This window comes from Pseudoalteromonas sp. SR43-7 (assembly GCF_014163785.1).
Lineage (GTDB): Bacteria > Pseudomonadota > Gammaproteobacteria > Enterobacterales > Alteromonadaceae > Pseudoalteromonas > Pseudoalteromonas distincta.
Genome location: NZ_JACJDY010000008.1, coordinates 142,798 through 160,349, shown reverse-complemented (window position 1 = coordinate 160,349; position 17,552 = coordinate 142,798). Strand labels below are relative to the sequence as shown.

The following is a 17,552-nucleotide window of genomic DNA, read 5'->3' as shown; positions in this document are numbered from 1 at the left end:
ATACAATGAATTGAGGCCGCATTTAAGTTTAGGAATGAAAACACCAAACCAAGTGCATAAAAAAGACCAGGAGCAAAAGCTACTGGCCTTCATTTAAAACCGTCAACGTATTTTAGGACGGGACAGCTATTAAAGTTAGCTATTTTGTTAAAGCGCTTTTATAACGACTCTACGCCCATGTTGTATAACGTAAAACCAAATATATCAGCGTACTGCTCAATTGTTTTACTCGTTGGTGTACCTGCACCATGCCCAGCATTGGTTTCTATGCGAATAAGCGTTGGATTATTACCCGTTTGCTTTGCTTGAAGCTCAGCGGCAAACTTAAACGAATGCGAAGGAACAACGCGGTCATCATGATCGCCAGTTGTGATCATAGTCGCTGGATACTCAACACCTGCTTTTACATTATGAAGTGGTGAATAACCTTTAATGTATTCAAACATTTCTTTGCTTTGCTCGCTCGTACCGTAGTCGTATGCCCAACCAGCGCCCGCAGTAAATGTATGGTAGCGCAGCATATCAAGTACGCCTACAGCAGGTAGAGCCACTTGAAATAAGTCTGGGCGCTGCGTCATCACTGCGCCAACTAACAAACCACCATTAGATCCACCGCGAAGTGCTAAGCGCTTTTTAGACGTGTACTTTTTGTCTTTTAAGTACTCAGCTGCGGCAATAAAGTCGTCAAACACATTTTGCTTTTGCAATTTAGTGCCTGCATTATGCCAGTCTTTACCGTACTCACCACCACCGCGAATATTAGCAACGGCGTATACACCACCTTGCTCAAGCCATACTGCATTAACGGGGCTAAAGCTTGGCGTTAAACTAATATTAAAACCACCGTAACCGTATAAAATTGTAGGGTTTGAACCATCAAGCTTAATGCCTGTTTTATAGGTAATTACCATCGGTATTTTAGTACCGTCTTTAGATGTGTAAAACACCTGCTCAGACGTGTAATCATCACTATTAAAATCAATAGCTGACTTGCGATAAACACCCGATTCACCCGTAGCTACATCAAACGTATAAGTAGTACCTGGTGTTTTGTAGTTAGTGAATGAATAATAAAGCGTTGTTTGATCTTTTTTACCGCCAAAACCACGTGCTGTACCCACGCCTGGCAATGTAATTTCGCGAATTAGCTCGCCTTTTTTGTTGTACTGTTTTACCTGCGAAATCGCGTCAACCATGTAGTTTGCAAAAAAGGTATCGCCGCCTTTTGTAAGGTTTAGTACGTTTTTGGTTTCAGGAATTAAATCAACCCAATTTTCTGGGCTCGGGTTGCTTGCATCAACCGTCACTACTTTTTTGTTCGGTGCATTAAGATTAGTAACTAAAAACAGCTTGCTGCCTTCGTTATCAATCACTGATGTATCTGAATCAGTATTTCCAACAACCGTTACAAACTCACTGTTTTTCTTTGTTAAGTCCTTTATAAACAGCTTATTGCCTGAAGTAGACGTACTAGCTGAAATAAGTAAGTAGCGGCCGTCATGAGTTACATCCGCGCCTACATAGCGATGTTTTTGCTCATCAGTTTCACCAAATACAACACTATCTTCAGATTGTGCAGTACCTAACTTATGGTAATACGCTTTATGCTGATCTGTTTTAGCCGAAAGTTCACTGCCTTTAGGTTTTTCGTAACTTGAATAATAAAAACCTTCGTTGCCTAACCAATCAATGCCACTAAATTTAACGTCAACAAGCGCTTCTTCAACTTGCTCTTTAGTATGTGCATCAATAACTATAATTTTACGCCAATCGCTGCCACCTTCAGATATTTGATATGCGAGTAATGAGCCATCTTTTGAAAACGATAAACCTGACATAGACGTCGTACCATCTTCACTAAACTTGTTTGGATCTAAAAATACTTCAACGTCGCCGCCATCTTTACTGCGGTACAAAACATATTGATTTTGCAGACCATCGTTTTTATAAAAATAGGTGTAATCGCCTTCAGTAAAAGGAGGGCCTATTTTTTCGTAATTCATTAGTTTTTCAAGGCGCTGCTTTAACTTATCGCGATAAGGGATTTGTTCTAAATAAGAAAACGTTAAATTGTTTTGCGTTTTAACCCAATCGGCAGTTTCTCTGCTCATATCATCTTCAAGCCAACGATATGGGTCGCTAACCGCTTCTTCAAAGTAGGTATCTACGACATCGCCTTTTTTTGTTTCTGGGTATATAACTGCGTTAACTTGCTTCATAGGTGCTTTTACTTCTTCTTGAGTTACCGTATTAGTTGGCTCTGAACAGCCGCTAAGCGCTACAATTACAGCACACGCTAGAGTGTGTTTAAACATCCTGAGTTCCATTCTTATTTATTAATAGTGCGACTAAGTTATTAACTTTTAGCCCTTTTGTCTATTTAGATGCGTTAAGCGTCATTTATCGCTGTAAACAAATGTAAACTTACGCTTTAATAGCACGACCCTCATAAAATAAAAAACAATAAAAGAGCACACAATGCAAAGTACAAACCCCACATTTAAAAGCTTTAAAGCCTTCTATCCTTATTATTTAAAAGAGCACCGCAACGTGATTTGCCGCCGCTTACATTTTATAGGAAGTGCACTTGTTCTTGCTGTAATCGCAATAGCATTATTAAAACAACACTACAGTTTATTGTGGTTATTACCTGTTATTGGATATGGGTTTGCGTGGGTCGGGCATTTCTTTTTTGAAAAAAACCGCCCAGCTACTTTTAAACACCCTTTTTACAGTTTGTGGGGAGATTGGGTAATGTTTAAAGATATGCTTGTTGGAAAAATTAAATTTTAACACTATTTTTAGCACTCTTTTTTATACCAATTACTTATAAAAACAAAATTGCTTCATGCTTTAAAGTATAGGTTCGAATAAGTAGTACATAATTTATAATACACCCATTAAATGTTAATTTAGTTAACATTTAATGGGTGTATTTTTATTTTATATTTTTAAAAATATTTATAGCTCAACAGTTGTTTATTGCCAGCCCAATAAAAATGGCTTCCTACAAATAATTAGTTAAATCTACCAACCTCATCTTACCAGTTAATTAAACGTTAAATTTAATTTTTTAATATAATTCATTATCCATCAATTACTTAGCAATCACCTTCGCTATATAACTAAAACAATGGTCATTATAAAAAACAACCAAATGTAATTATAAAAAATCTTAAATTAATTGAATGTTATTCAATTGACTGACTTTGTTAATTAAGTATATGTTCAAGGTAACAAAGAGGTTTAATCTTTATCTTTTTGTACAAAACTAAAATAATTCAATGGGTATGGGGAAATACAGCATGAATAGAAAACCGTTATTTAAATTACAGCAATCAGTACCACAAATATTACTCGCAATGAGCGCATCAGCTGCACTACTTGGTTCGCTCTCAGTAAATGCTGCAGAGCAAGAAACCAAAGCAGAAGAAAACATCGAACAAATAAGCGTAATTGGCTCTCGCCGATTAGGCCGTACAGTAGAAGACAGCGCAGTACCCATCGATATAATTGGTGCAGATGCACTTAAGAATTCAGGCTTTACTGAAACGAATGCCCTGCTTAGCAGTTTATTACCTAGCTTTAACTTTCCGCAAGCATCACTTACTGATGGTAGTGACCATGTTCGCCCTGCTCAACTTCGTGGTTTAGCACCTGATCACACTTTAGTGCTTGTTAATGGTAAACGTCGCCATAGCAACGCATTACTTAACTTAAATGGCTCAACGGGTCGTGGTTCATCATCGGTTGATTTAAATGCAATTCCAGCAAATGCTATCGACCGCATTGAAGTATTACGTGATGGTGCAGCAGCACAATATGGCTCTGATGCTATAGCCGGTGTTATTAATATTGTGCTTAAAAGTGCTAGCAGCGGTGGCTCAGTGGCAGCTATATATGGCGCTAACGTAACCGAAATGGACGGTGTACCACAGCTTGAATCAGTTTCTGAAGGCAGTGATGGTAATTTAGCCTTTACCGAAGGGGGCGATCGCTCTTTAACCGATGGTCAAACATTAACGCTGCAAGGTAATATGGGTTTTGAACTTGGCGATAATGGCTTTTTAAACATCTCAACAGAATACCGCGACCGCCATTCAACAAACCGATCTGACTACGACCAACGCGAAAACTACGCACGATTAGATGATGGCTCCCTCGACCCACGTGAACTTACCGTAAATCGATATAACCATAACTTTGGTAATGGCGATGTAGAAGACTTTTCAGTGTTTTATAACGCGGGGTATCAATTAACAAACGAAGTAGATTTATATTCGTTTGGCTCTTACAGCAAACGCGAAGGCGAAGGCGGCGGTTTTTATCGCCGTGCAAGCGATAGCCGTAATATAGAAGAAGTTTATCCTGATGGCTTTTTACCTGTTATCACCTCAGACATAGATGACTTTTCACTGGCACTTGGCGCTAAAGGTTTTGTAAGTGAATGGAATTACGATGTATCGGCCGTATATGGTCAAGATGCATTTGAGTTTGGTGTTATAAATAGCTTAAATACCTCATACGGCCCTACTAGCCAAACAAGCTTTGATGCAGGAACACTTACCTACGATCAACTTACTTTAAACGTTGATTTTAGCCGCGAAGTAGACGTCAGCTTTTTAGAAAGCTCGGTAAGTGTAGCTGTAGGTGCTGAGTATCGCCGCGAAGGATACCAAATAGATGCAGGGGAAGAAGCCTCATATGCACAAGGAACATTTGGCCCAGGCGGCGCAGTAACCGACCCTGTTGATGGCCCATTTGGCGCAGCGGGCGCACAAGTATTCCCAGGGTTTACACCCGAATCAGAGGGCGATAACAGCCGCCATAACGTGAGCTTGTATATAGACCTTGAAACCTACCTAACCGACGATTGGAATTTAGCGGTTGCCGCCCGTTATGAAGATTACTCAGACTTTGGCGATACACTTAACGGTAAAGTTGCGACTCGTTATTCATTAACTGAAGACTTAGCGCTGCGCGCCTCAGTATCTACTGGTTTTAGAGCACCTTCTTTGCAGCAACAATACTTTACCTCAGTGGCCACTGTATTTGTTGATGGCGAACCAACCGAAACCGGTACCTTTGCACCAAGCAGCGATGTAGCAAAAGCACTGGGCTCACCGGGTCTTGATGCTGAAGAAGCTACTAACTACGGTGTTGGTTTTACATGGTCTACCGACTTTAATTTCAGCTTATCGGTTGATTACTACCAAATATTAATTGATGACCGCATTGTGCTATCAAACAACTTATCGGGCGCTGCTATTGAGCAACTTCTTGAAGGCACAGGCGCTAACCAAGGTCGTTTCTTCTTAAACGCAATTGACAGTAAAACGCGCGGTGTTGATGTTGTAGCTTCTTATAATGTAGCAACCGATGGTTACGGCGATGTTACTTTTAACTTAGGTTATAACTACGGTAAAAATGAAGTTACCGATATAATTGACCCTCCAGCAGAGCTACAAGGTGCAGGGTTTGATCAAGACAACTTATTCTCTGGTAACGAACTACGTCGTTTTGAAGTAAGTACACCGCGTAATAAGTACAACTTAAGCGCAACATGGACTAACGATGATATTCGTACCACGCTTAGAACAACACGTTACGGTGAAACTCAAGACCCTTCAGATATCCCAGAACGTAACGAAGTGCTTAAGCCTAAATGGATCACTGACTTAGATGTCGCCTACTCGCTTAGTGAAAACGTATCGCTGAGCTTAGGGGCTAATAACATTTTTGATGTTTACCCAGACGCAACCCGTGAAAATGTTGACGATGTAACAACCTTCTCGCGTTTATTTGCTTACTCTAGCTTCTCAGCTTATGGATTTAACGGACGCTACGTGTACGGCAAAATAGAAATGAAGTTCTAATAAGCACAGCTTAAAGTAACCAAACACACAAAAGCCACCGATTAGGTGGCTTTTTAATGCGAGTTGCTATTAAATCTATAATTAGATTTTAGTTAACCAACCGTGTTTGTCTTCACTTTTACCCCATTGAATATCGTTCAATGCTTGGCGAAGGCGCGCAGTAGTTGGGCCTGGCTCGCCAGTACCTACTTTGTATTCTTTGTCGTTATGAATAAACGTACCCACAGCAGTTAGTACAGCTGCAGTGCCCGAAAGCGCCGCTTCAGTACCTGGTTTAGCAGCACGCTCTAATAGCTCAGTAACGCTAAAGTTACGCTCGCTTACCGTCATACCTAAATCTTTGGCAATGGTTAAAATACTATTACGCGTTACACCATGTAAAAACGTGCTATCAAGCGCTTTAGTAATAATTTCGTTGCCATCAATAAGTATAAAGTTAGCAGCACCGGTTTCTTGTACGTCGCCACCTGGGCAAAATAAAATTTGATCTGCTTGATACTTAGTTCGTGCAGCACTAATAGGTGCTAGAGCACTGGCGTAGTTACCACCACTTTTTACCATTCCCATGTGCGGGGCGCAGCGCATGCCATCTTCTTCAAGCAGTACACGCAGTGCAGTTGCACCACCGGCAAAGTAATCACCTACTGGCGATAGTAACGTATATAAAAGCGAGCTCATTGATGGCGCAGCTGCTTTACCAATTGCCGCCTCAGTACCAATATGAGTTGGGCGAATATACATAGAGCCCGGTGGTAATGGCGTTTCATCTGCGTATTCACGCATAATATCGATAATCATCGTTTTTAGCATATCGCCATCAAAACTCGGTAAGCTTAATAGCGCTGAGCTTTGTTGCATGCGTGCAATATTTGCATCCATTCTAAAAAGATAAACAGAACCATCTTCATGGCGAAAGGCTTTTAAGCCTTCAAAACATGTACTTGAATAATGAAGAACGTGCGCACCAGCATGAAGTTCAAGTTTATCGGAAGGGACAATTGAGCTTTCGCTCCATTTATTATCAGAAAAACGAGCTTGAATCATCTGCGGCATAAACACGGTACCAAATGCGGCCATTTTAATCTCTCTTGTGTGGTCTATTTTCCACCATTGTATGACAATCACACGCTATTTAACCATAGCTAAAGTAAGGCTTTTTTAATTAACTATGAGAAATTTTTGCAAGTGCTGTTTACTAATCAACCGCATTGGGTGCTATAAACAAAAAAATCGGCTAATGCAGTTGCACTAGCCGATTCTTAAAGGTAAATAATTTACTTGAACGAATATCTAATAATACGTTTTAACACCGAGGTATACTGTTTAAAAAAGCTACCTGTATGGTAATCAATATCGTGTTTTTTCAAAACGGCTTGTACTTGAGGTGCAACTTCTTGATAGCGCGAAGACGGCATATCTGGAAATAAGTGATGCTCTATTTGGCAGCTCAAATGCCCCGTTAAAACATGAAACCAATGCGACCCTTTAATATTAGACGAGCCCAGTACTTGGCGATAATACCACTGCCCTTGGGTTTCGTTTATACAGTCTTCTTCTTTAAAGGTTTCGGTCTCTTCGGTAAAGTGGCCACAAAATATTATGGTTGATGTCCATAAATTACGAATTAAGTTTGCTACTAAATTACCCGCCAATACCCATAAAAATAAAGGCCCTGCAAGTAACGGGAATATCGCATAATCTTTAATTAACTGGCGAGCACCTTTACTAAAAAAGCGATGTTTTAGTGTTGAATGCGATACGAGCCCTTCGCGGTTTTCTTTCTTTTTACCAATAAAAACACGCTCTGCAGCTAACTCGTGATACGACACGCCCCACTGAAATAACACACTTAAATTAATATACGTAAAAAACTGCCATACATTTTTAAAGCGCCATTTAAAATCATCGCTTAAACGTAACAAGCCATAACCAAAGTCTCTGTCTTTACCAATAATGTTAGTATACGTATGGTGTTCAAAGTTATGAACGCGGTGCCAACTTTGCCCATCGCACGCTATGTCCCACTCGTAATGCTGTGAGTTAAGTTGCTTGTCGTTCATCCAATCGTATTGACCATGCATTACATTGTGGCCAATTTCCATATTGTCTAAAATTTTAGCAAGCGCTAATAGCAGCACGCCTGCAACCCACAATAATGGCTGAATAAAACCAAGCATTAGCAAAATTCGCCCGCTCCATTCACACACTCGCTGTTTGCGCACAACAGAGCGAATGTAGTCGGCATCTTGTTGGCCTACTTTGCCAAGGGTGTCCATTTTTATGGCATCTAGCTCGCTTGCGAGCATGTCATAGTTAATGTTTTTCATAATTGTAACTCCAAATCACTAACAGGTTGGCTTACGCAAAGTTGGATTAATTGCTCGCCGTTATCACTCAATTCACCTGTTTTTAAATTACGTACCACCCCTGACTTTTTAATACATTGGCATTGATGGCAAATACCAATACCGCAACCGCGTTTAACGGGTAGCTTTTTTTCTTCAAACTGAGTCAGTAAAACATCGTTGCCCGATATAACATGGGCACTGGCGTTAATTTTTACATTAAATTGGCTGTCGTCGTTTAAGCTAGGCAACGCTAAACCAAAGGCTTCTTGGTAGTAATTTAGCTTATGCGTTTTAGCAAAATCGCTCACCGTCTGCATAAATGCTGCAGGGCCACAGCAGTAAATGTCTGGATTTTCCCACGGCTTAATATTGCTGGTTATATCGCTTGATTGCTCACGCGTTAATAATAAAAACGAAAAATGCTCAAATTGCGCTGCCAACTCACTTAGCTCATCAACACATTGATGCTCAGTGGCTTTTGCGTAATACACCAACGACACTTTTTGCGTAGTTTGGCTTAAGTAATCATCAAGCATAGCCAGCATAGGTGTTATACCCGAGCCACCTGCAATAAAAGTGGCTGGCGTGTGTGTATTTTTAAATACAAAGTCGCCACTTGGCGCAGAAATATTGCACCACAACCCCGCTTTTAATGCACTGCTGAGTAAGCTTGTAAAGCGCCCTTGCGCATTTGTTTTGATTAGTAAGCGCACCAAACCTGTATTTTTAAATTGCTGAGCGCTTGAGGCCACGGTAAAAACGCGTGTTAATAATCGCCCATTAATTTCAACCGTTAAACTTATATGCTGCCCTGACGTATGTGCCTGCCATTGTTTACTTGGCTTAAGTTGCACACTTAAAAAACCGCCATCAAGTACAACTGTACTAACTACTTGCGCTCTAAACTGCCCAGCACGCCACGCAGGTTTAAACACCTGCATTATTGGCTCTATGTAGCCTGCAAAACTTTGATGGTGTAAAAACCATTTTGAAAATTGGTTTAATACTTGAGTCATCATGGTTAAATCTCTATCAAATCTTAATTACTTTGAACTTACACGTGTACGCCCAAACTTCAGCGCACAAGTGTACGCTCAAATTTTAAGTTTTCAACCCCAATAGAGTAATTATTCAATTTTTATTAGCGCAATTTGCTAAAACAATTTCCTGTGAAGAGGTAATTTTAAAATATATAAGTGTGTGTTTTTCATTCAACTCAACACTTAACAAATTTATTTATGCCATGATAAGGTTATGTAAGATTGGATTAATTTTGGAAGCCATAATGATAAATTTAATGTCACATAACACACTCCCTAAACTAATAAGTGCAGGCTTAGCCGTTGCTATATTTGCTACTAACGCACCCGCAAATGCAAAAAGCGATTACGTAAAAAACTATAAGCAGCTCGATACTTTATCGCTTAGCGTTAACGCAGTAACAGCGGCAGAAGGTGTGGTTATACCTTGGGCTATTGAGCCTCTAGCTAATGGTGACTTGCTAATATCTGAGCGCAGTGGAACGTTATTTTTATTACCTAAAAATACCACTAAATTAACTAAGGTTTCAGGGCTGCCCAACATTGACGCTAATGGCCAAGGTGGATTACTTGATTTATCACTACACACCGATAGTAAGCAAAACCAATGGCTATACTTTAGTTACTCAAATAGTGAGGGCAAAGGAAGCGGAAGTAACACCGCCTTAATGCGCGCCAAGCTAAATAGCGATCATACGCTGCTGTCTGATCAGCAATTGCTATACAAAGGCGAGCATAATAGTACCAAAGGCCAGCACTACGGCAGCCGTATTGTGTTTGATGATGAAGGTTATGTTTATTTTTCAATTGGCGATCGCGGCTCGCGCGACATAAACCCGCAAGATCTCACTCGCGATGGCGGTAAAATTTATCGCTTAAACGATGATGGCCGTATCCCAAGCGACAATCCGTTTGTTAAACAAAAAGATACAAAACATGCGGCATGGTCTTATGGGCACCGTAATCCACAAGGCATGTGGTTTGATAATCAAAATAATATTTTATGGTCTCACGAACACGGGCCACGCGGCGGCGATGAACTTAATATAATAAAAAAAGGCGCTAACTACGGATGGCCTTTAGTAAGCTATGGCGTTAACTACAGCGGTACCAAGTTTACAGACCTTAAAGAAAAAGACGGCATGCAATCGCCCGTATTACATTGGACCCCTTCAATTGCCCCTTCCGATATGTTGTATGTAACGAGTGATAAATACCCAAAGCTTAAAGGGAAACTATTACTAGCCTCCATGAAGTTTGCTTTTATTAGCGCACTGGAGCTCTCAAAAGGTAAGGTTGTTAAGCAATATAAAATACTCGATGGAATTGGCAGAGTACGCAGCTTAGCCCAAGGCAGTGATGGTTTTATTTATTTAGGTATTGATGGCCAAGGTATTAAACGCCTGGAGCCAGAAACGTAAGCACTAAAACTAGCACACAGTACGTTAATAATTACACCCTGTTTACTTTGCGCTTTTAAAGCGCAAAGTAAACATTTTCACCAAACAAAGAACTATTAAGCCCATTAATGCGTACACTAATTAAATATAATTTAATAAATTAAGAGAATACTAATGTTTTCATTTTTAAAGCCTGATCCCGTAAAAAAACTGCGTAAAGAATACGACGTAAAACTAGAGCAAGGCATGCAGGCACAAAGAAAAGGCGATATTAAAAGCTTTGCCATGTTAAGTGCAGAAGCAGAAAAAATTTGGAGTGAAATAGAAATTCTAGAGGCTAAAAAAGCCAAATAATACCAATCGTGTTAAGTTATTGGACATTTATAGCGACGGATAAATAAAGTGATAACAAGGCATAAATTTCGATATGTAGTTGTTCTACATGAGAAGTTTATAACGCCGTTAACGCTTTATTTAGCACGCTAGAAAGGCTAAATATTTAAGTCGACTGGTATCAGTATACTTAAACGTGTCTGCCCTATTTAAAAGTAGGAAGACGCGTTTAGTAGATAATTCATGACCTCGTTTTTTACTGCTTTCACCACCCGTAAACCATCTTCTATAATATGCTTACACAAACAAGTGTACTTAAAGCGGTTACTTACATTATCGCTGACTTTTTTTAGTGAATATTAAATGATTTAAAATCGGGTTTGGTTTTCATTTTAAATATTTAATTGCTGCATATATGTACCCCGCTGGCGTTTTTCCTCCTAAGTCAAAAAATGAGGACGTTTTCCTCTTTTCTGCATATTGTTAAAAGAACAGCCCGACTTAAAGTTTAATACTCGCAATGTGTTACAGGATTTGTTATTAATATTAAAAATAATTAAGAGGACATACATTGCTCATAAAAAGAGGAAAGTGTCCTCAATAAAGTTGTTAGCGGTCAAACGTAGTTATGAGTAAAGATTCAGATTGGTATATCTTTCAGGAAGACATAAAAGATCACTTTGATTCGCTAGGAGCTGATGCAGAGACTAACGTCCGAGTTCAAGGTGTACGAACTTGCCATGACGTTGATGTATTCGTCAAAACCAAATTTTTGGGTGAAAACATTACTTGGATTGTTGAGGCGAAACATTGGAAGAGTAAAGTGACCAAGGCTCAAGTGTTAGCACTTAGGTCGATTGTAGACGACATAGGTGCAGATCGCGGATTTATTATATCTATAGCAGGGTTTCAAAGCGGTGCATTTGAAGCGGCTGAAAGCACCAATGTAAAACTTAAGACCTTCGATGAACTGAAGTCTGACACTAAGGGCATCATTGAGGCTGAGATTTTAAAAACCTACTATAAACGCCTTGTACTTTTGGAAGATAGGTATTGGTCTCACTCTAAAAGGGTGAGAATTGAATATGGTCTTCGTCACGATGTAATAGACTATTCAATGCAATTTACAGGGCAACAATTACTAACAACAGCGCGAACAGCAATAATGGCTGCTGAGGAGCGAAATTACCCAATCGACTTGGAATCCTTTCTAAAGGAGCAACAGGGCGAAAAAATTGCACATAACTTTCAGCAGCTTTCAATGTGGTTGAATCTCAACTTAAATCATTTTGAAGAGAAGCTACTTAATGCTGAATGGGAAATGTACAAAAATGGTGATTATAACCCTGATACAAGTAGAACTAGAGATAATGAAACAACCACCACTGAAATGATGGCTAAAGCAATCTACAACGCAGGAAAAGACCGCTAACAGGGCCAGCCAGAGGGACCAAAAACCGCCGCTTCGCTCTGGCTTTCGGCCTCTGCTGGCGGCGTTAACTTTCATGGAGAGAGTCGTGTCATTCGAAACTACATCTGATAATAACGATTACAGATTAACTAAAAATCAGCATTTCCATATGAAAGCTATTTTAAAAAGGTTTTCTCTAAATAATATGTTGCAGGTCAGCTTTAAAGGAGCTGAGACTAAATCTATTGGAGTTAAAGGTTCTTGTTTTCTTGGCAATAGAGCATGGTCACAAGAATGTGAAACATTAGTGAGCCATCCAATAGAGAATAAATTTTTAAGGGAAGTTGAACGAATTGAAAGTGGAGAAAGTATTTCAGATCATAAGGCTATATCTGATTATCATTTGTTGTGGTATTTACGGTGGCACTACTCCATAAATCAGGCAGAGGATTCAGAGTTATTTAATAATTTTCCTTGTGGAACTCTAGATAAAAATACTGAAGAACTCATTGAGTCATTAGGTAAAGTTCCTGTTAGAACTGGCGGTAAAATTGCTGGAAGGTTTACTGCTACTCTAGATATTAAACAATTACTCATCGATAATAAGGATGTTTATTCGGGTTATCAGTGGCAAGTATTAGAGTCTAATGATAAAAAATTCATATCGGCTGATTGCTATGCAAAGTCAATGGGGATGGCAATATCCCCCAAGTATTATTTAATGGCGGTTAAAGGGCGTGAAGAAGAACATCGAGTAATTAATAATGTCGAAGTTAATGATCTTAACCGAAGCTCAATTGAAATAGCACAAAATTTTTATTTTGGCTGTAATGAAAGTTAATCGGGTAGCCGGAGGTCTCTAACCTCCAGCCCCACACCACCCATCATGCGGGTCAAAAAATTATAGTGACACCCATCCTAATTACCTTGAACCGACTTTCCTTTAAATAAAAAGCGGAACATTACAGTGAACAAAGGTATGAATAAATTGACCTTAAGGGGTCAAATGAAAGTGAATGCCTTACTTCACGCTGCGGCGACTGTATTGCCTTGTTCATAATATAGAACAGCTGTAAAACACGATGCATTAAGAAGGAGAGGCCCTTTTACCCTAAATAAAAGCCACTCAAACACCCGTCCCCCCTTCCAAAACGCCAATTAAAACAATATCAAACACTTCAATATTCTACGTAAAAATACAGTAATCAATTGAACCAAAATAGGAACTCAGCTATGGTTTATTTATCAATAAAAAATTTAAAAACGAGTTAATCTACAGGCTCGTTAGCAATACAAGGAAAGTCAGTTGCAAATATTTATATTTATTTTACTTTTTTGCTCATTTTCTATTTCTGCGAATATCTTTGAGGATATTACATGCGGCTATGACGCATCAAAGTATCCAAATAAAACAGAGTTTAAAGGAAGTGCAGAGAGAGAAGTATCAGAAGTTGGCGTAAAAGAATTTTTTGATAAACTAGGGACAACAGACTTATCTCAAAAGCCATGGTTATTTGAATTAATTGATAGAACAACGGGTAAATACAAAAAATCTTTTCCTAGTAGATCACATAATTCAGAAAATAAAGCAGTAATTGAGAATCAAATCATACAGCCAGAAATAATTATAAATTTAGGCAATAATATTATCACTGGTAGTAATCGTGGTGAGTTTGGCGGTGAATTACTGTTAATTGATGAAAGTGATAAAGTTACACTAATCAAAGAAATGAATGTTGAAGATATTTACGAAATGCCGTTTGGTTTGGTAGTAACGTCAGGCTTAGCACATATGATGTCAAACTACGGAGATTTGCATTTAATCTCTAATGATTTCAAAATTCAAAAGTTATACAGTTTGGTTGGTAAGCCTAAATCGTCTTGGTTACTAGAAAATGGTGATTTACTCATTAATAGTTTTCCATCAGGCTCACAGGTTTTAACTAAAGGTGGTTTCATGAAGCGCGTGCAATGTATTGCTAACAATCCAATCAAGCAGGACTAAAACAGTCTGCTCGGTCCGCTTCATGCAAAATTAGGATGACACCCATCCTAATTACCTTGAACCGACTTTCCTTTAAATAAAAAGCGGTACATTACAGTGAACAAAGGTATGAATAAATTAACCTTACGGGGTCAAATGAAAGTGAATACCTTACTTCACGCTGTGGCAACTGTATTGCCTTGTTCATAATATAGAAAAGCTGCAAAACACGATGCATTAAGAAGGGTAAGCCCTTTTAACCTAAATAAAAGCCATGTAAACACCCGTAATCCCTTCCAAAACGCCAATTAAAACAATATCAAACACTTCAATATTCTGCGTAAAAATACAGCAATCAATTGAACCAAAATAGGAACTCAGCTATGGTTTATTTATCAATAAAAAGAAATAAAAAACGAGTTAATCTACAGGCTCGTTAGGTATTTCTGAATTCAGCATTCAGTTGGTATATTTTCAATTATTTAAAGGGAGTTAATTTTGAAGAATAATTTTGTACGGCGTACCTTAACATCGGTATGTGTTTACATGGTTCTATTTACAGCTACGACAACTATTGCTAGCGCAGGAGAGTCTGAGGATTTCATTGATAAGCTGAAATCGCATTATTATAAAACATCTTCAATAACTGCATTTTCGTTAGCCTACCGTTACTTGGGGCAAAGTGACGCCTACCAGTCATGGGATTATAAGGCACCAAGTCGATATCAGGCGTTTAAAGTGACCGATATTGATCTACGCAAAAAACATTATGCTCAAAATGTAGTGCATCATTTTACAGGTGGTCTTCTAGTCGATGAGGTACATTTTCAAAATGATAACGAAAGTTTACGTTATGAAAAAAATGGCATTTTTTTAGGTAAACGCGTTAGTAAACAAAATATGAATAGCTTTGAACGCTACAAAAATCTTACCTTAATGAATGTCGATTTTTTCGCGGTTAGACCACTCTTTGAAGAAATTAATGTCGGAACAAATATCAAGATACGACAGAGTAAATTATCAAAAGAGACTACCCTGACACATAAAACTCCTGATGATAAAACCATGGAATATGTTTTCAGCAATAGTCCGTTACGATTGTTGTCGATTAACAATAAATCGCGACGCCGTATTTATATTTATGATGACTATAAAACATCTAATGGCTTAACTTTCGCTCACTCATTAGTAAAATATTATAATGGTGACACAGTACCAAGCTTTATCACGCAAACAGATTCCTTTACAATTATCGATAAAATTGAACCAACTAAACTACAACTGCCTGATGGGTATGGCCCCATTATTTCTGATAGTGATACAGGACTTTTATCAACAGAAATTGCGCCAAATTTATATCTAATATCTAACGCTTCAACCAATCGAAACACGCTATTTAAAGTAAATGGTAATGAAGTTATGGTTTTTGGTGCACCTGTTAATAGAAAAAGATCTGAACAAACTATTGAACTAATCTCGGAACAATTTCCGCAAAAGAAAATTACTTCGGTATATGTTACTCATCCTTATAGCGATCATATTGCTGGTCTTAAAGCTTATGCAAAGTTAGGTGCAGTGATACGTGCTGATGCATACAGTATTGAAGCTATCAAAGCCTATCCAAGATTTAAAGAGGATTTAGATATTTTTAAGTTTCAAACAATTACTGATGATGAATTGATTGATGGTGTGCGTTTTTATGTACTAGAAAACTCTCGTGCTAAGCGGCAAAGTTTTGCTTACTTTGAAAGCAATGGCATTCTTTATCAATCAGACTTTCTTGAAGTGCCTTTCGATAACACGATACCTAAAATACTGCCTAGCTATACTAAAACGTTTATTGATTTTATTCGAAGCAAACAACTTAAAATTGACCGCATTGTAGGTCATCACCGTAATAATAATATTTCTATTGACGTTATTAATAAGCTGTATGATTCAAATAGAATGTAAAAATATTAAAGTAGTGTCGGTATAAAATACCTAACAAGAACATTAGACGAAATTTGCTCTTCCCCCATTTAATATATATCACGATTATTTTTTACCATAAACATTCTCAGGACTTATTTGCATTAGTAGTGCGGGGTTATCTATTGGTTTAAACCCGTATTGCGCATAAAGACCATGCGCATCAGAAGTCGCTAATAAAAAGCGCCTGAGCCCTTGCAGCTCAGGGTGCTCTACTATCGTTTTAATGAGTAACTTACTCAGCCCATTACCTTGCAAGTGCGGGGCAATAAATACATCGGCTAAATAGGCAAAGGTTGCTTTATCGGTCACTACTCGGGCAAATCCAACTTGTTCGTTATGAGCGCTGTAAACACCAAAGCACATTGAGTTATCAATAGCCGATTGCATCACGCTTTTAGGAATGCCTTTGGCCCAATAGCTATTAGCAATAAAGTTATAAATAACGTTAAAGTTAAGTTTGCTTTTGTCTGTGCTTATTGAGTAGTTACTAATCTTTGCTGTCATACGTTAGTAGTCTTTTTTATCAATGTTTTTATAAGCGTTTCTATAATTTTTTCTATAAATAATCTTTAACGTTTTTTAGCTGTTTGTCGTGTACTCTTGAAAGTACTAATAGCGAGCAAATAGCCCCAAATAACGCCAGTCCCATATCTGATTGGGTATCCCACACGTAACCTTGCGTGCCTAAAAATGCTTCTGCGTTTTCGCCGCTTAACACTGCAACCCACCACTCTATTAATTCGTAAAAGGCGCTAAATGCTAAACATACCGAAATAACAAAGGTGATTAACCAGCCTCGACCATTTACTACTTTTTTGCGCAGTAAAATTTCGCGTGCGAGCAGCGCAGGTACAAAACCTTGAAAAAAGTGCCCTACTTTGTCGTAGTTATTACGCTCGCTACCAAATAGATTATCGAAAAAAGGGACTTCGGCGTAGGTGTAATGCCCGCCAATCATCAACACAATGCAATGCGCTAAAATAAATGTATATAAAATAGGGGTAAGTTTAAAGTGGCTATAGGTACTTGCTAGCAGCACTAAACCAATAATTGCGGGGATAACTTCAAGCAGCCATGTAAATTGATCTTTTGGGTTAATACCAGACCAAATTAATACAATAAAAAACAGGCTCAGCCATAAATACTTCATTTAGAATCCTTTTCTAAATTGATCAAATTTACGGCA

Annotated in this window: 14 protein-coding genes; 8 read left to right on the top strand and 6 right to left on the bottom strand. The window is 38.5% G+C overall.

The window, feature by feature from the left end; translation table 11 throughout:
- Positions 1 to 158 precede the first annotated feature (158 nt).
- Entirely contained in the window at positions 159 to 2,315 is a 2,157-nt protein-coding gene (locus tag H5087_RS08455) for a prolyl oligopeptidase family protein (protein WP_182671736.1), read from the bottom strand.
- A 163-nt stretch (positions 2,316 to 2,478) separates the two neighbouring features.
- Here H5087_RS08455 and H5087_RS08450 point away from each other — a divergent pair, with 163 nt between their 5' ends.
- A complete protein-coding gene (locus H5087_RS08450; RefSeq protein ID WP_182671735.1) occupies positions 2,479 to 2,793 on the top strand; it encodes a DUF962 domain-containing protein in 315 nt (104 codons plus the stop codon).
- Positions 2,794 to 3,305: 512 nt separating this feature from the next.
- A complete protein-coding gene (locus H5087_RS08445; protein WP_182671734.1) occupies positions 3,306 to 5,876 on the top strand; it encodes a TonB-dependent siderophore receptor in 2,571 nt (856 codons plus the stop codon).
- Positions 5,877 to 5,957: 81 nt separating this feature from the next.
- Here the strand turns inward: H5087_RS08445 and H5087_RS08440 are convergent, their stop codons facing one another.
- From H5087_RS08440 to H5087_RS08430, 3 genes are all read right to left on the bottom strand, one after another.
- Positions 5,958 to 6,959, bottom strand: a complete 1,002-nt coding sequence (locus H5087_RS08440) for a branched-chain amino acid aminotransferase (protein WP_262501086.1) — start codon at positions 6,957 to 6,959, stop codon at positions 5,958 to 5,960.
- A 191-nt stretch (positions 6,960 to 7,150) separates the two neighbouring features.
- Positions 7,151 to 8,203 (bottom strand): acyl-CoA desaturase, encoded by a 1,053-nt coding sequence (locus H5087_RS08435; protein WP_182671733.1) that lies wholly within the window; start codon positions 8,201 to 8,203, stop codon positions 7,151 to 7,153.
- Positions 8,200 to 9,243 carry a flavin reductase family protein gene (locus H5087_RS08430; RefSeq protein WP_182671732.1) on the bottom strand — a complete coding sequence of 348 codons (1,044 nt, stop codon included), beginning with the start codon at positions 9,241 to 9,243 and terminating at the stop codon, positions 8,200 to 8,202. Before H5087_RS08430 ends, H5087_RS08435 begins: the two co-directional genes overlap by 4 nt.
- Before the next feature lie 266 nt (positions 9,244 to 9,509).
- On the opposite strand from H5087_RS08430, the gene H5087_RS08425 reads away from it, so the two are divergent.
- The 6 genes from H5087_RS08425 (at position 9,510) to H5087_RS08400 (ending at position 16,345) form a co-directional block, all read left to right on the top strand.
- Positions 9,510 to 10,685, top strand: coding sequence for a PQQ-dependent sugar dehydrogenase (locus H5087_RS08425; RefSeq protein WP_182671731.1), 1,176 nt, complete (start codon positions 9,510 to 9,512; stop codon positions 10,683 to 10,685).
- A gap of 153 nt (positions 10,686 to 10,838) precedes the next feature.
- Positions 10,839 to 11,018, top strand: a complete 180-nt coding sequence (locus tag H5087_RS08420) for a DUF6435 family protein (RefSeq protein WP_182671730.1) — start codon at positions 10,839 to 10,841, stop codon at positions 11,016 to 11,018.
- A gap of 607 nt (positions 11,019 to 11,625) precedes the next feature.
- Positions 11,626 to 12,429, top strand: a complete 804-nt coding sequence (locus H5087_RS08415; RefSeq protein WP_182671729.1) for a restriction endonuclease — start codon at positions 11,626 to 11,628, stop codon at positions 12,427 to 12,429.
- 85 nt (positions 12,430 to 12,514) lie between these two features.
- On the top strand, positions 12,515 to 13,249 hold the full coding sequence (locus H5087_RS08410; protein WP_182671728.1) for a hypothetical protein: 735 nt from the start codon (positions 12,515 to 12,517) through the stop codon (positions 13,247 to 13,249).
- 465 nt (positions 13,250 to 13,714) lie between these two features.
- Positions 13,715 to 14,413, top strand: a complete 699-nt coding sequence (locus H5087_RS08405; protein ID WP_182671727.1) for a hypothetical protein — start codon at positions 13,715 to 13,717, stop codon at positions 14,411 to 14,413.
- Positions 14,414 to 14,890: 477 nt separating this feature from the next.
- Entirely contained in the window at positions 14,891 to 16,345 is a 1,455-nt protein-coding gene (locus tag H5087_RS08400) for a hypothetical protein (protein ID WP_182671726.1), read from the top strand.
- 84 nt (positions 16,346 to 16,429) lie between these two features.
- Here the strand turns inward: H5087_RS08400 and H5087_RS08395 are convergent, their stop codons facing one another.
- Positions 16,430 to 16,870 carry a GNAT family N-acetyltransferase gene (locus H5087_RS08395; protein WP_182671725.1) on the bottom strand — a complete coding sequence of 147 codons (441 nt, stop codon included), beginning with the start codon at positions 16,868 to 16,870 and terminating at the stop codon, positions 16,430 to 16,432.
- A gap of 52 nt (positions 16,871 to 16,922) precedes the next feature.
- On the bottom strand, positions 16,923 to 17,516 hold the full coding sequence (locus tag H5087_RS08390) for a DUF2238 domain-containing protein (RefSeq protein WP_007375475.1): 594 nt from the start codon (positions 17,514 to 17,516) through the stop codon (positions 16,923 to 16,925).
- Positions 17,517 to 17,552: the final 36 nt, after the last annotated feature.

Coding starts and splice junctions, on each gene's coding strand:
- H5087_RS08455 (WP_182671736.1), bottom strand. CDS start 2,315: ATGTTTAAACACACTCTAGCGTGTGCTGTAATTGTAGCGCTTAGCGGC.
- H5087_RS08450 (WP_182671735.1), top strand. CDS start 2,479: ATGCAAAGTACAAACCCCACATTTAAAAGCTTTAAAGCCTTCTATCCT.
- H5087_RS08445 (WP_182671734.1), top strand. CDS start 3,306: ATGAATAGAAAACCGTTATTTAAATTACAGCAATCAGTACCACAAATA.
- H5087_RS08435 (WP_182671733.1), bottom strand. CDS start 8,203: ATGAAAAACATTAACTATGACATGCTCGCAAGCGAGCTAGATGCCATA.
- H5087_RS08430 (WP_182671732.1), bottom strand. CDS start 9,243: ATGATGACTCAAGTATTAAACCAATTTTCAAAATGGTTTTTACACCAT.
- H5087_RS08425 (WP_182671731.1), top strand. CDS start 9,510: ATGATAAATTTAATGTCACATAACACACTCCCTAAACTAATAAGTGCA.
- H5087_RS08420 (WP_182671730.1), top strand. CDS start 10,839: ATGTTTTCATTTTTAAAGCCTGATCCCGTAAAAAAACTGCGTAAAGAA.
- H5087_RS08415 (WP_182671729.1), top strand. CDS start 11,626: ATGAGTAAAGATTCAGATTGGTATATCTTTCAGGAAGACATAAAAGAT.
- H5087_RS08395 (WP_182671725.1), bottom strand. CDS start 16,870: ATGACAGCAAAGATTAGTAACTACTCAATAAGCACAGACAAAAGCAAA.
- H5087_RS08390 (WP_007375475.1), bottom strand. CDS start 17,516: ATGAAGTATTTATGGCTGAGCCTGTTTTTTATTGTATTAATTTGGTCT.